At 50.0% G+C, this 13,105-nt stretch carries 13 protein-coding genes and 2 pseudogenes; 8 read left to right on the top strand and 7 right to left on the bottom strand.

Annotated elements, in window-relative coordinates:
- The first annotated feature begins 2 nt into the window (after nucleotides 1-2).
- From NNX04_RS15100 to NNX04_RS15090, 3 genes are all read left to right on the top strand, one after another.
- A complete protein-coding gene (locus NNX04_RS15100) occupies nucleotides 3-908 on the top strand; it encodes an NAD(P)/FAD-dependent oxidoreductase (RefSeq protein WP_261946334.1) in 906 nt (301 codons plus the stop codon).
- Between the two features lie 147 nt (nucleotides 909-1,055).
- A complete protein-coding gene (locus tag NNX04_RS15095; RefSeq protein ID WP_151055432.1) occupies nucleotides 1,056-1,673 on the top strand; it encodes a PEP-CTERM sorting domain-containing protein in 618 nt (205 codons plus the stop codon).
- A 322-nt stretch (nucleotides 1,674-1,995) separates the two neighbouring features.
- Complete coding sequence (locus NNX04_RS15090) at nucleotides 1,996-2,760, top strand: HNH endonuclease (protein WP_261946333.1); 765 nt, start codon at nucleotides 1,996-1,998, stop codon at nucleotides 2,758-2,760.
- 129 nt (nucleotides 2,761-2,889) lie between these two features.
- Here NNX04_RS15090 and NNX04_RS22920 read toward each other — a convergent pair.
- The 5 genes and pseudogenes from NNX04_RS22920 to NNX04_RS15070 all read right to left on the bottom strand — a co-directional run.
- Nucleotides 2,890-3,028, bottom strand: a pseudogene (locus NNX04_RS22920) (IS3 family transposase); the annotation flags it as partial.
- A 56-nt stretch (nucleotides 3,029-3,084) separates the two neighbouring features.
- Nucleotides 3,085-3,240, bottom strand: a pseudogene (locus tag NNX04_RS15085) (IS3 family transposase); the annotation flags it as partial.
- Nucleotides 3,241-3,354: 114 nt separating this feature from the next.
- Nucleotides 3,355-4,173 carry a hypothetical protein gene (locus tag NNX04_RS15080; protein ID WP_261946332.1) on the bottom strand — a complete coding sequence of 273 codons (819 nt, stop codon included), beginning with the start codon at nucleotides 4,171-4,173 and terminating at the stop codon, nucleotides 3,355-3,357.
- A gap of 19 nt (nucleotides 4,174-4,192) precedes the next feature.
- Nucleotides 4,193-4,708, bottom strand: coding sequence for a hypothetical protein (locus NNX04_RS15075; RefSeq protein ID WP_261946331.1), 516 nt, complete (start codon nucleotides 4,706-4,708; stop codon nucleotides 4,193-4,195).
- Nucleotides 4,709-5,575: 867 nt separating this feature from the next.
- On the bottom strand, nucleotides 5,576-5,791 hold the full coding sequence (locus tag NNX04_RS15070; protein WP_261946330.1) for a hypothetical protein: 216 nt from the start codon (nucleotides 5,789-5,791) through the stop codon (nucleotides 5,576-5,578).
- Between the two features lie 214 nt (nucleotides 5,792-6,005).
- Between NNX04_RS15070 and NNX04_RS15065 the strand changes: the two genes are divergently transcribed.
- On the top strand, nucleotides 6,006-6,815 hold the full coding sequence (locus NNX04_RS15065) for a Cof-type HAD-IIB family hydrolase (RefSeq protein WP_261946329.1): 810 nt from the start codon (nucleotides 6,006-6,008) through the stop codon (nucleotides 6,813-6,815).
- A 13-nt stretch (nucleotides 6,816-6,828) separates the two neighbouring features.
- On the opposite strand, the gene NNX04_RS15060 is transcribed toward NNX04_RS15065, so the two are convergent.
- The gene (locus NNX04_RS15060) at nucleotides 6,829-6,966 is read right to left on the bottom strand and encodes a hypothetical protein (RefSeq protein WP_261946328.1); all 138 of its coding nucleotides are present in this window, start codon (nucleotides 6,964-6,966) and stop codon (nucleotides 6,829-6,831) included.
- Between the two features lie 89 nt (nucleotides 6,967-7,055).
- Between NNX04_RS15060 and NNX04_RS15055 the strand changes: the two genes are divergently transcribed.
- Together NNX04_RS15055 and NNX04_RS15050 are read left to right on the top strand one after the other, a co-directional pair.
- A complete protein-coding gene (locus tag NNX04_RS15055) occupies nucleotides 7,056-8,156 on the top strand; it encodes a DUF2157 domain-containing protein (protein WP_261946327.1) in 1,101 nt (366 codons plus the stop codon).
- A complete protein-coding gene (locus NNX04_RS15050) occupies nucleotides 8,153-9,007 on the top strand; it encodes a DUF4824 family protein (protein WP_261946326.1) in 855 nt (284 codons plus the stop codon). The genes NNX04_RS15055 and NNX04_RS15050 overlap by 4 nt, the downstream gene beginning before the upstream one ends.
- Nucleotides 9,008-9,172: 165 nt before the next feature.
- On the opposite strand, the gene NNX04_RS15045 is transcribed toward NNX04_RS15050, so the two are convergent.
- A complete protein-coding gene (locus NNX04_RS15045; protein ID WP_261946325.1) occupies nucleotides 9,173-9,676 on the bottom strand; it encodes a methylated-DNA--[protein]-cysteine S-methyltransferase in 504 nt (167 codons plus the stop codon).
- A gap of 171 nt (nucleotides 9,677-9,847) precedes the next feature.
- Between NNX04_RS15045 and NNX04_RS15040 the strand changes: the two genes are divergently transcribed.
- Both NNX04_RS15040 and NNX04_RS15035 read left to right on the top strand, forming a co-directional pair.
- Nucleotides 9,848-11,950 (top strand): TonB-dependent receptor, encoded by a 2,103-nt coding sequence (locus NNX04_RS15040; protein ID WP_261946324.1) that lies wholly within the window; start codon nucleotides 9,848-9,850, stop codon nucleotides 11,948-11,950.
- A 60-nt stretch (nucleotides 11,951-12,010) separates the two neighbouring features.
- Nucleotides 12,011-13,096, top strand: coding sequence for a PepSY-associated TM helix domain-containing protein (locus tag NNX04_RS15035; RefSeq protein WP_261946323.1), 1,086 nt, complete (start codon nucleotides 12,011-12,013; stop codon nucleotides 13,094-13,096).
- Nucleotides 13,097-13,105: the final 9 nt, after the last annotated feature.

Genomic DNA, 13,105 nt, shown 5'->3' with positions numbered 1-13,105 from the left:
CCATGCAAACATTTGATGTGATTGTGATTGGCGGCAGCTATGCCGGTATGGCGGGCGCACTGCAATTGGCGCGCGGGCGACGCCAAGTGGCGGTGATTGATGCCGGAATCCGCCGCAACCGTTTTGCCGCTCATTCCCACGGCGTGTTGGGGCAGGACGGCAAATCCCCCGCACTGATCGCCAGCGAAGCCAAAGCCCAACTGCTGCTTTACCCCAACCTCAGCTGGATAGAAGGAACCGTTGAGCACGCGGAAAAAGTCGGCGATTTATTCCAAGTCACCACCCGCGACCAGCAAACCCTGAGCGCCAAACGCCTGCTGCTCGCCACCGGTGTAAGCGATCACTTACCCGCCATCACCGGGCTGCAAGACCGCTGGGGCAAAACCGTTTTTCACTGCCCCTACTGCCACGGCTACGAACTCAACCAGGGCCCACTCGGCGTACTCGCGGTGAGCGAAGCCTCGCTGCACCAGGCGTTATTAATTCCCGATTGGGGCCCAACCACGCTGTTCACCAACAACTGTTTTACGCCGGATGAACTCCAGCTAAAACAACTGGCCGCACGCCATGTGCGCCTGGAAACCGAAGCCGTGACCGAAATTACCGGCGAGCAGGCCGCCGTGGTGAAACTCGCCAACGGCCGGTTGGTGGAATTGGCGGGGTTGTTTGTCGCTTCACTCACCAAACCCGCCAGCCCCATCGCGCAGGAGTTAGGCTGCGAACTGGCTGAAAGCCCGGTAGGGTTTTATGTGAAAACCGACGATTTCAAACAAACCTCAATCCCCGGTGTATTTGCCTGCGGCGATTTAGGCCGGGCGATGGGCAGCGTGACCTTTGCCATTGGCGATGGCGCGCAAGCGGGTTTTGCCATCCATCGCTCGCTGATTTTTGAAGGCTTGCCGGGGTAAAACCGGATTGGCAGCAAAAAGTGTCGGGTAATTATGCATTTGTGATTTTGCCAAATTCAATGAACTGATAGGAATCAATTACTTGCGACTATGGCGTCAAAATTGCTATACATACCCTGTCACAATAACTTACATCAGGAATATGTTATGAAAATCAAACAACTCATCAGCCTTGGCGCAGCCGCACTTTTCAGTGTTGGCGCCAACGCAGGCATCATTTTTCAGGACAACTTTGACGCAGAAGCGGGTGCAGCAGGCACTTCCACCCTCAACTACAACGCGTTCAGCAACTGGAGTGTATCCGGCGGTAGCGTTGATGTCGTCGCCAATACCAACGGCTGGGGCATCACCTGTGCGGGCGGTAGCGGCAAATGTGTGGATCTGGACGGTTCAAGTGGTAATGCCGGCATACTGACCAGCTCGCTGTTATCACTTGCCGCAGGTACTTACAACCTGAGCTTCGACATTTCCGGCAACCAACGTGGCGGATCTGCGGACAGCTTCACCCTGGCCCTGGGTGGATTCCTGAGTGAATCATTCACCCTGAGCCCCACCGCGCCATGGCAAACCGTGACCCGCAGCTTCACCGTGAGCAGCAACACTGCTAACTCTATCGTGTTTAACCACGCTGGCGGCGACAACATCGGCATCATGCTCGACAACGTCTCCCTGAGCAAAACCGAAGTTCCAGCACCAGGCACTCTTGCGCTGTTCGGTTTAGGTTTGATCGGTTTAGGTTTTGCCCGTCGTAACGCGCGCAAATAAACCAAACACAGATTGACCAAAAACGGCTCCTTCGGGGGCCGTTTTTGTTTTTGGGGATTAGGATATGTACGCGTAATCGATAGGTTCGATTCGTTCTTGATGGGCTGGTTTAACTTTTAGCGGATTTGTTCAGTCAAACTGAACAAATCCGAGTTTTCTCAAACCAAACCGACCATTTTCGTGACGTCAGGAAAATGATCCCTAGGCATGTGTAATGCCGTGTATTCCCAAAACCATCGTCTATAGTGGAGAATCCGACGACACGAACTGGTGATGGATAATCGAATGGACAAGAACACCCAAGCAGCATGCAGGCCACACCATGGCGAATAATTGGCAGGAAGACGAACTGCTATTAACGCTGCACCTCTACTGCCGCACGCCGTTTGGCAAATTGCATCAGACCAATCCCGAGATTATTAAACTCGCCCAGATAATTGGCCGCACGCCATCGGCTGTGGCGATGAAAGCCTGCAACTTCGCCAGCCTCGATCCCGCTCTCGCACAAAAAGGTTTAGCCGGTGCCAGCAAAGCCGACCGCGCTTTGTGGGATGCGTTTATGACCAACGCCACTGAAGTGGCCGACAAAGCCGAAGCGCTTTATGAAACGCGCGTACTTCCCACCGAACTAATCACGCCTGCAACTGAAAAGCCCCTCGTATTTCCCACAGGCCCAACTGAAACAATCCGCGAAGTTAAAGTGCGCCGTGTGCAGCGCTTTTTTCGTCAAACCGTTTTAGAAAGCTACAACAACCGCTGTGCAATTTCTGGCTTAGCAATTCCTGAGTTGTTGGTAGCGAGCCATATTATTCCGTGGGCGGAAGATGAATCGCGCAGAGCAGATCCTACTAATGGCATTGCGTTGAATGCACTTTATGACAAGGCGTTTGATCGGCATTTAATTTCGTTTGATGAGGAGTTTCGATTGGTGCTCTCATCCAAGATCAAAGAAAAGCAGAAAGATGAAATGGTTCAAGATTACTTTTTACGTTACGAAGGTAAAAAACTAGATATGCCTTACCGATTTTATCCGGATGCACACATCATAAAGCTGCATCGCGAGAGGATGATCGACTTGGCTGTTTGAGATTTAAAAGATTAGCTTCGAGTTTTTGTCCGTAGGTTGTGGTGAGTTTACGAACCGCAACGAATTGAAGGGCAGAAATGTGCCCATAGCGGTACTTCGCACACGAAGTAAATATCCATTGAATGAAGTGCCGTGCGGCTTTTTTACAGCACTGACTTCATAGTCGCGCCTGAGTACATCCACTACAGCTTCGAAAACTCGGCTTTCTGTTGGTTTTGGCGAGTCACCGCTCCAATTCTTTAATGCGCTGCTCGAGTGTTAAGGGGGAGAGGTTTGTGACAACCTCTAGCGGTGGTTGGTTATCCTGATGAGCAATCCAGTTAACATGCTTGCGCAGCCAGCACAAGACTGTTGATTTGCCTTGTACGCCATAACGAGTTGAGCTTGCTTATAGGTCATCCACCTTTTTCGATGATCAACAAGAGTTAACTTAAAGGCGAGAGAATAATCACGCTAGGTGCGTTTGATAATGGGATTAATAACACCTTCCTCAACGGAGGTTGAAAATATCAACTTTTATCTAGGACGGCACATATGAATAAAAGGGCTCCTTCCAAACTCACTTAGTAGGAGCCTTTTTTATTTACCTACTAGTTATTTATTATGGTTTTTAATTTTCTCAAAAAACTTCTTAACTGATTCAGGCATAGAATCATCAAAGTCGCCCAGCCCCATCTCGCTGCGTTGCTGTTGCAAATGGCTATAAATCTGTCTTGCTCGTTGATCTACTGCTGCTAACTCAGCTTCCGATAAAGTTATACGATTCATTTCTTTGAACGTGGGAACCTGATTTTCTGGACTCCATAAGTCGCCACGTAATTCTACAGCCTTATAAAGTGCCAATACTTCTAAAGCTTTAGATTTCTTGTCTGCTTCATCCGTAGCCAAGTCATATACTGTGGTTTTCTCTAAAGTTGCAAGAGCAATCAAAGCTTCAGTTGAGCCATGGACAGCAGCATTCCAATATTGTTTTTTTGCCGCATCAAAACCATACCGCTCAAAATGTTCGCGATCCATATATATTTTTGCCAGCATTTGCATGGCGCGAATATCTCCACTTTCAGCGAGCTTTTCCAAAGTTTCTTGATTGTAACTTATGTATTCGGACTCACCTTCAGCTGAAATAAACTTGCCGCGCTCCGCATACCATTTCGTAATCTCCGCTGCGTCAGCGGGATCACCGAAAAAAGTCTCAAATTGCGTTGCAATCTTAGGTACACTCAATGGACTAATTTTTTCCAGCGGTGGGTTAGGTGGCAAATCTGAGTTGTGGTTTGCAGATGGAATGGCTTGAGAAGACAATTTGGATTGTTTCAAACCTGTGAATGCTACGTAGCTAACCATGGCAATAGTTAACGCAACAACTAGCAATTTAAATGAGTTTTTAGGCTGCATAATGACTCCACTAGGCATAAGATAGCTCCTTTAAAAATTATCTTCTACAAATTGCGTTATAGCCATTCATATTGTCCTGGTAATATTTTTGACAGCGGGCCATATCTGTTCTATAGGTAAGCGCGGAATTATCACGGCATGGATTGGTCCAGCCGATTCCATTCCATGAGAGCGAAATATTGGAGCAGTGATCCCTTTGTCTTGTTTCATCTCGCTCAGCTGCGCTCAACTCACAATTAGCTTTGGTTGAAAGAATATGTCCCTCCTCAGTTCGACAAAACTGTTCACGATCTACAGCACGTCCTTGCATATCACGAGGCACTGATCTTTTACTTGTGAGCAAATAATCAGAGCCAGCTGTGCTAGTAGGCGGCCGTACTCCGATAACGACAACTTCCTCAACAGATCCATTACGCCTTTCATAAGCTGCCATACACTCTAAGAATTGAGGGCTATATGCCATAGGGCACCATGGCGTGCGTGCTTCTGATGATGGTGATAAAAAAATAACCGTAGAAAAGAGGGAGGCGAAGAGAGAGGTTTTTCTAAACATTTTGATTTCCTTAAAAGAATATTTATGCTGCGCTTTATCCCGCGCTTCGCCATAATAACATAAGCTATAGAGTGGACGCTTTCCTTTTGTGAAAAAAGCTAAAAAATAAAAATTACTAGTTTGCTAAATGTTATTTATTCGGAGCATCACTGCTCTAAGTCAATCGCAGGCTATTGTGATCAATAGAATTTTGACAAATAAAACATCAGGCATTTGCTGAATTGACGCTTAGATTTGCATGTGATCGGAAGCCAGAAACAATAGATGAAAAAACACAATATATTTTGCGTGCAATTCAAATGATTCAGAGCCATATATAAAAAATTTGCACTGATGTTTTCAAATCCCGTCTTATGCATCTGAAATGGGTTGGTTTTTGAGCCGACTAGAGAGGAATTGCTAGCAAGCGATTATGGTAAAAGAATCGTTAAGCCGATTTCGAAATTATCCTTTCCACTTGGGGTGTTAAATTTATCTCAACTTCCTCTTTTGGCCGTTAAGTGACCTTAAAAATAACCAGCTACTACCTGGTTATTTTTTTATTAAATCAACCAAAATATCCCGCTGTTGCAAGCGGGTTTTGAAAGAAAACATTAACAACGTTACGGCGCACTGCTGTGCGAGTGCGCCCTACAAAATATAACATTTTGGTATTTGTAGCCCGCATGGAGCCTAACGGAATGCGGGGTTGGTTTTTTGGAGGAAGGAATTAAAAAACAAGATCAACATTAGATGCTCCCATATTTCGCTAGGCTCCATACGGGCTACAAAAATATGTTTATTACCAACGCTTGGGTGATTTTCGTGAGCTGTGGAATACGCGCAGTATTTGGACTTGTTGCAATTCCGGTTTCACCCGGTAGGGGATTATGTAGCGAGTATCGGGAACAATGAGTTCGCGGGTGCCATGGATGCGACCGGGGTGCCTTGAGACATGCTTACGCCCCACTTTTTGAACACATCCACTACCGTAGCGTCGTTGGCGAATTCCCCATTATCGGCTTCTTGAATAGCTGCTTTTATTTCCTGCACTTGCCACTCGTTCAACTCGGCATCCAAATAAATATTCATGGTGGTGGACATAGGTAATACTCACTGCGTTCAGACGAAAGTAAGGTAGCACAGGCGATTAAATTACGTCCAATTGCCTATGCACAGCACCGCCAACACATATTCAGCCTAGTAAAGCGGCAGCGGGGTTGGTCTTTTCATGGCTTCAATTCAAACATCAAAATCCCCCGTATTCCGTTAGACTTCATACCGGCTACACATCACTCTTTTTACCTTGGAATTTTTAATGTTTGAAAAGTCACAAACCCCCAGTACCTTTGTGTTTGATATGGATGGCACCCTGCTTAATGAACACCACGAGCTGTCGCCGCTGACGATTCGTGCGTTGAACGAATTGCGCGAACGTGGTCATCACTTGGTCATCGCCACCGGGCGGCACTTGATGGATATCCGCGCTTACCTGAAACAATTGGGTGGCGGTATAGCGACGATTACTTGCAACGGTGCGATGATTCATAACGGCGATGGCGAGTTGATCCAGCGCGAACTATTGCCGCTGGCGGTGAACGAAACCTTGCTGCCGCTGGGTGAAGCGTGCGGTGTGCATTTGAATATGTATACGGATCGCGAGTGGTTGGTGAATGCGCCCTGCGAATCGATGTTGGATGCGCACCGGCAGTCGCAATTTTTTTATCGCCAAATTCCATTGCAGGAAATGCTGGCCACACCGGCGTTAAAGATTTTGTTTTACGGCGAGAACGCGCTGCTGCAACAACTAAAAACGCAAATACTCACGGCACTACCCGTGCCGATTCATTTAACCTTTTCCGATGAGTATTATCTGGAGGCTATGCCAAACAATATTTCCAAGGGCGATGCGTTAAAAACTCTGGCGGAACATTTGCAATTACCGCTCGCCAATAGCATGGCGTTTGGCGATGGTTTTAATGATGTGGAACTGTTTCGGGCAGTAACTCACCCGGTAGTGATGGCGAATGCGAGTGACAAGCTCAAGCAATTATTTCCCGCTGCGCAAGCTGCAGCGCGCAACCATGATGACGGTGTGGCGCGCTTTTTATTGGAAAAAGTGTTGTAAACAGCACTGATGTTCAGATGGATTTGTGAGTCATCCAATGCAGGAATTCATCGCTGTTGATGAATTCCTTGTAGGTTTCCTCACCCTCAAAATTCGCCGCTTCAAATTGCACACCGGCTTGTTGTTCCAATTGCTCCAACCAATAGATCATTCTTGCGTACGCCGCTGTTTATTGTATTGAATATCGTTAGACTGTTTTTCACCTTACAAGTATTTGTCTATTCAGCCAAAAGGACAGTTATGACCAACCTAACCAAAACCCAGGCACAGGCCCGTGCTGATCAGGTGCGTGCATTTCGTGCGGAGCAGAGCCTACTGAGCGCGCAGGGCTTGTTACAACTGCCGGAGGAAGATGCCGTGCATATTCAGCGCTATCACGATAATTTGTTACACGAGTTGCAACAGGCGCAGGATGTAGACCTGAGTGACGGTGCGCGGCATTTGTCGCTGGGTATGCAAATAGTTTCCTTTCTCGGCGCGGCGGCCTTGGCGGCAAGTTTGTTTTTTCTGTTTTATCAATACTGGGGTTATTTCGCCACCGCAACTCAAGTGGTGATTTTAATTGCGGCGCCGTTATTGAGTTTAGCGGGCGCATACTGGGTACGGCAGTTTGATGCCTCGGGTTATTACGCCAAACTTGCGGGGTTAGTGTCGTTTGCGAGTTGGGTGTTAAACATTGTGATGCTCGGTAGCATTTTTAATGTCACACCATCACCCAATGCATTCGCCGTCTTTGCGCTCTATGGATTTTTGCTTGCCTATTTATTGCAGGTGCGTTTGTTATTAGCGGCGGCAATGATTTGTAGTTTTATTTTTATTGGTGCCAAGTTTGGCACCTGGATGGGTAGCTACTGGATTTACGTGGGCGAAAACCCCGAACATTTTTTCTTGCCTGCGCTCTTTTTCTTTGCGCTGCCACAGTGGCTTAATCAAGCGCGCTTCCACGGTTTTGCGGCGATTTATCAACTGTTATCGGTGGTGGTATTTTTTATCGCGCTGTTGATTTTAGCCAATTGGGCGGGCAGTAGTTATTTGCCCTGGTCGCCCAATGTGATTGAAGGTTGCTATCAAATCGTTGGTTTTGTGGCGAGTGCTCTGCTGGTGCTTTATGGCTTGCGTACCGGCGCCGCTAATTTAATGCTTGCGGGCAATGTGTTTTTTGCGCTGTTTTTATATACCAAATTTTTTGATTGGTGGTGGGATTGGCTGCCTAAATATCTATTCTTTTTGGTGATCGGGCTGACCGCTATTTTGGCGCTGATGGTGTTTAATCGCCTTCGCAAACTGCAACAACAAACCGCAGCGCAACAAACAATACCAACGACAGGAGGTCAATCATGAAAACTATCGCCGCTACATTCACGAGCAAAAAATTGGTTTGGCTTGCGGTTGGCTGCATTCTGTTGGTGAATGCATTTATGTTGGGCAAGGTGTACATAAACCGTTCTGCGGTAATCGCCCAGTTGGAATTGAGCGAACGGGAATTACAATTTCCCTATAACTACGGTTTTAGCAAAGAGGATTCCAGCGCACGTGTGAGTTTGCGCTGGGCGACACCCAATACCGAACCAATCAACATCGAGCTGAATCACTGGCGCTGGCAGCATGATCGCAGTTTACAATTAAGCGCTGCACATTTTGCGAGTTTTCAGTTTCACGCTTGCACACAAAAAACGCGCTTGCATCAAAAACAATCCGGCTGGGTATTAATGGAATTTAATGGCAAAAGTTATACCGACTATGTGGCGCAAGTAGAGCAGTATCACCAGTTAATCATGGGTTTAACGGCTACTGCCAATGGCGAACTGGCAGAAAAAGAATTAGCGGAGAAACGCAAAGACGCCACTGAATTTTTCACCGCTGCACAAACTACTAACTCGCGTTTGTTTTTGATCGATGCCGCCGCCGAGCGCGAACTGCTGGAAGCAGTGCAACGGGAGCGGCAATCTGCCAACAGCGGACAACTGATTATTGTGCCCGCTGAACTGCGCGCGGGATATTATCGCTGCGATAACAATGAGAAGCGCACCACTGAAGTGATTGTCGATAATTTGGCGGTGGAATCACTCTACATCCCCAATCGCCTCGCCACTGATTTCCCTAGCGATAACAATATGCGCCCCACTGTGAAATTTTCCGCGCTGGTCAACTATGGCCGCTTGCATGAGCCCTGGATAAGTAATTTGCAATAACAGCCTATGTTTTATAGGACCCGCATTAAGCCTTGCGAAATACGGGAAGTATTTGCACTTGGTGAAGTTCCCGTTTTACACGGTGGGGGATTAGGTAGCGAGTATCGGAAACGATTAACTCGCGCGTGCCGTGGAGCCAGCCAGGGTGACCAAGGGCGAAGCGCACTATTCCCATAAATCCGCTTGTTGGGCGGGTGATTCCAGCTGCAATAAAAACGCTTTGGCCTCTAACCCACCCGCAAAACCGGTGAGTTTACCGGAGGAGCCAACCACGCGATGGCAGGGGGCGATAATGGAGATGGGATTTTTCCCGTTGGCAGCGCCCACGGCACGCACGGATTTTTCATTGCCAATTTGCTGCGCGATTTGCAGGTAACTGCGGGTTTGCCCATAGGGAATAGTGAGCAACGCGTGCCAGACCTGCTGCTGAAATTCGGTGCCGTGAAAATCCAGCGGCAGCGCAAATACTTTTCGTGTTCCCGCAAAATATTCACCCAGTTGTTGGGCGGTTGCGACCAGCAGCGGGAAGTCATCGCACCGTTGGCCTTTTTCAATACCGACACGGTTTGGATCTTCATTTTCCCACAACACTGCCGCAAGGCCTTGGTCACTGGCAATCAGGGTTAATTGGCCAACGGGGGAAGGGATGATGGTGTGGTTATTTGGCATAAGGTGAAGCCTGATGTTTTTTGAGCGGGCAACATAACACAGGCAATTTAGGCAGCAAGAGCTTGGGATAAAGCGTTGAAATATCCGCCATTGATAGAGATTCTCATTATTGCTAGAATTCCTAATAACTTCCCCCTGCGCCTTTGGTGCTGTCTGTTATAGGAACTCCCCATGTATCGTTTTGTGCGTCCTGCCAGTTTGTTGTTGACCTGTAGTGCTCTGCTGCCGGGTGTTGCCAGTGCCGATAATGGCGTTGAAGAAGTCTTTGTCAGTGCCAGCCGCACCGAGCGCCCGCTGAGTACCATCCCCAATACAGTAACGGTGATTAATGCCGCCGAGCTGGAGCAACAGCTGTCAATTCAGGACGATTTGTCCACGGTGTTAGGCAACCTGATTCCCGGTTTTTCGCCCAGTCGCCAAAAGATGACCAACGCCGGTGAAACCCTGCGTGGACGCAAGCCGCTGTATATGATCGATGGGGTGCCGCAATCCAACCCGCTGCGCGATGGCGGGCGCGAGGGCAATACCATCGACCCGAACGTGATTGAGCGAGTGGAGGTGCTGCACGGCGCTAACGCCATTCACGGGGTGGGCGCGGCGGGTGGCATTATCAACCTGATTACCAAAAAACCGGCGGCCAAGCTGGAGCAGAGCATTCGGGTGAACACCGGTTTCCAAAGCGAAGACCTGGGCGAGAGCGCGGATTACGGGGTGAGTTACAGCCTGTCCAACCGCGTGGGGAATGCCGATGTGATTGCCAGTATCAGCCTGCGCGACATGGGTATGGCGTACGACGGCAAGGGGCAGATTATCGGCGCCGACAATACCCAGGGCGACACTATGGATTCACAATCGGTGAACGGTTTTGTCAAAACCGGTTACGACTGGGACCAGCAGCGCATTGAACTGATGGTGAACCGCTACGAGATCGAAAACCAGAACAATTGGGTATCGGTGACGGGTGATGTGTCTGAGGGCATCCCGAGCAGCGCGGTCAAAGGCGATATTACCGGCGAGGGTGCGAGCAACAAGGTCACCGCCATCAGCCTCAATTACACCCATGAGGATTTTCTGGGGCAAAAGCTGCGGGTTCAGGGCTTTAGCCAGGATTTTGCCGCCACCTATGGCGCCGAAGCCGTGCCGCTCGCGACCTTTCAGGACCCGGCCTACGGCCCCAACTTGATCGACCAATCGCAAAACAACTCGGAAAAACTCGGCATGAAACTGACCCTGGTGAAAGACCAGGTCGCCAATTTGCCAGTGAACCTGGTTTACGGGGTGGATGTACTGCAGGACGAAACCTGGCAGGAGTTGATCCAGACCGGCCGCGCCTGGGTGCCGCCGAGTAAATACCAGAACTACGCACCCTATTTGCAGGGCGAGTTTACCGGTGTCGACAAGCTGACCCTGACCACCGGGGTGCGCTATGAAAAATCCAAACTGGAAGTTAATGACTTCACCACACTTGCCTCTTACGGCAGCCGTTTTGTAGAGGGTGGTGCGCCGGAGTTTTCCGAGACACTTTACAACTACGGCGGCACCTACCAAATCACCAGCGCCTGGCGGGTATTTGCCAACTATGCAGAAGCCTTTGCGATGCCCGATGTGGGCCGGGTGCTGCGCGGTATTAACCAGCCGAACCTGAGAGTAGAAACCTTTCTGGATCTAAAACCGGTGCTGACCGAAAGTACCGAATTTGGCGTGGAATTTAAGACCGGCGACATTAGCGCACAAATCAGTTACTACACCTCGGACTCGGATTTTGGCGAGCGGTTGCAGCGCGATGCCGACGGTATTTACACGGTGGAGCGCGAAAAAACCGCCATCGACGGTATTGAATTCAGCACCGCCTGGGCCGCCACCGATGTGGATCTGTTCAGCTTGCGCTACGCCCAAGCTACCGGTCGCTACGATTCCAACAAAGATGGCCGGGTGGATTCCGATCTGGGCGGCACCAATATCTCCCCCGACCGTGTCAACCTGAGTTGGGATCGCACCTGGTCGGGCAGTGTTGATACACGCTTGCAGGTGAATCACCTGTTGGATCGCGAAGTGAAAAACAGCACTGGCGCCGTTATCAATGAGTTTGAGGGCTACACCACACTGGATGCGAGTGCGACTATCGCCGCGTTTGACGGGGTGATCAGCGTTGCGCTGCAAAACCTCACCGACGAATACTATTTCACCTACTATTCGCAGAGCAGCCCGAACGATATCCGCAACTTCACGGGTGTGGGGCGGAGCATTAATCTGGGCTATCAACGCAGCTTCTAATCCACCAACCACTATGCTGATATCGACAGGCTACCGGGGCATTGCCCATGGTCATCACCAATGACCGCCGCTAATGCCCGCCCGCGCCGGGTGCATAAAGCGCGCGACCGTTTACTGCTGCGCTGGCATCGCTGGTTGGGCCTGGGCGCGCTGGTGTTTTTGTTGCTGGCCGCGTTTAGTGGCAGTTTGCTGGTGTACAAACAGGCGCTGATTAAACAGCTCATCACCCCCAGAGCCGACTTGCCCGCCGATTACGGCGTCGCCCAAATGGCGCTGCAGTTGGATGCCATTGCCGAGCGGATTAAAGGGGATAACAGCGGTTATTTGATCAAGGCGCCCAATACCGAAGAACCCTACTGGGCTCTGACGCGCGATGCCGATCGCAGTGTGCAATTACTTGCGCTCGATTCACTGCAGGCCTATGAGGAGAATCTGTGGCTACTGCAGACACTGGCGTTTTTTAGGCACCTGCACACCGAACTGTTTGCCGGGGTAATTGGAGAAGCAGTACTGCTAGCCAGCGGTGTGCTGGGGTTATTTTTGGCCATCAGCGGGGTGATATTGTGGTGGCCCACCAAACGCAGCTTTCGCTGGCGCTGGGTGTTTCCGCGCCAGATCAAACTGTCCTACCTCATGCACTACCACCGCCATGCCGGTACTCTGGTGACGCCGGTGCTACTGATTATTCTGTTAACCGGCAGCATTATGCTGTGGCAAAAATTGACCAAACCGCTGCTAGTGCCGCCGCCCTCCAGCCAATTGCCCCAGCCAATCCCCGCTGCTGCCAGCGCCACTGCCGGGCAGTTATTGCTGCAGGCACAACAGCAAGTTGCCGACGGTTGGCCAACTTACATCCGCCTGCCCGCGCCCGGTATGGCGGCGATGAGTGTTCGCTATCGCCTGCCGGATGAGTGGCACCCCAACGGGCGTACCTCGGTCAAAATTGAGCTGCCCAGCGGCATTGTTATCCTCAGTGCCCGCGCGGATCAGGTCGACTGGCCACAGCGGCTCATCAACCAGAATTACCCTCTGCATTCGGGTTACGGTATGCACCCGTTTTATCGCCTGCTGATATTGGTTGGCGGTATTACGCTGTTTTGGTTAAGCCTGACCGGCGGCTGGAGCTTTCTGCGCCGTCACCATTGAGCACCAAAC

This window comes from Cellvibrio sp. QJXJ, assembly GCF_024452345.1.
GTDB lineage: Bacteria > Pseudomonadota > Gammaproteobacteria > Pseudomonadales > Cellvibrionaceae > Cellvibrio.
The sequence above is the reverse complement of the archived record's forward strand: the minus strand, read 5'-3'. Positions and strand labels throughout refer to the sequence as shown.

Bases quoted from the DNA above. Each gene is read 5' to 3' on its own strand.
- NNX04_RS15100 (WP_261946334.1), top strand. From the start codon at position 3: ATGCAAACATTTGATGTGATTGTGATTGGCGGCAGCTATGCCGGTATG.
- NNX04_RS15095 (WP_151055432.1), top strand. From the start codon at position 1,056: ATGAAAATCAAACAACTCATCAGCCTTGGCGCAGCCGCACTTTTCAGT.
- NNX04_RS15090 (WP_261946333.1), top strand. From the start codon at position 1,996: ATGGCGAATAATTGGCAGGAAGACGAACTGCTATTAACGCTGCACCTC.
- NNX04_RS15080 (WP_261946332.1), bottom strand. From the start codon at position 4,173: ATGCCTAGTGGAGTCATTATGCAGCCTAAAAACTCATTTAAATTGCTA.
- NNX04_RS15075 (WP_261946331.1), bottom strand. From the start codon at position 4,708: ATGTTTAGAAAAACCTCTCTCTTCGCCTCCCTCTTTTCTACGGTTATT.
- NNX04_RS15070 (WP_261946330.1), bottom strand. From the start codon at position 5,791: ATGTCCACCACCATGAATATTTATTTGGATGCCGAGTTGAACGAGTGG.
- NNX04_RS15065 (WP_261946329.1), top strand. From the start codon at position 6,006: ATGTTTGAAAAGTCACAAACCCCCAGTACCTTTGTGTTTGATATGGAT.
- NNX04_RS15060 (WP_261946328.1), bottom strand. From the start codon at position 6,966: ATGATCTATTGGTTGGAGCAATTGGAACAACAAGCCGGTGTGCAATTT.
- NNX04_RS15055 (WP_261946327.1), top strand. From the start codon at position 7,056: ATGACCAACCTAACCAAAACCCAGGCACAGGCCCGTGCTGATCAGGTG.
- NNX04_RS15050 (WP_261946326.1), top strand. From the start codon at position 8,153: ATGAAAACTATCGCCGCTACATTCACGAGCAAAAAATTGGTTTGGCTT.
- NNX04_RS15045 (WP_261946325.1), bottom strand. From the start codon at position 9,676: ATGCCAAATAACCACACCATCATCCCTTCCCCCGTTGGCCAATTAACC.
- NNX04_RS15040 (WP_261946324.1), top strand. From the start codon at position 9,848: ATGTATCGTTTTGTGCGTCCTGCCAGTTTGTTGTTGACCTGTAGTGCT.
- NNX04_RS15035 (WP_261946323.1), top strand. From the start codon at position 12,011: ATGACCGCCGCTAATGCCCGCCCGCGCCGGGTGCATAAAGCGCGCGAC.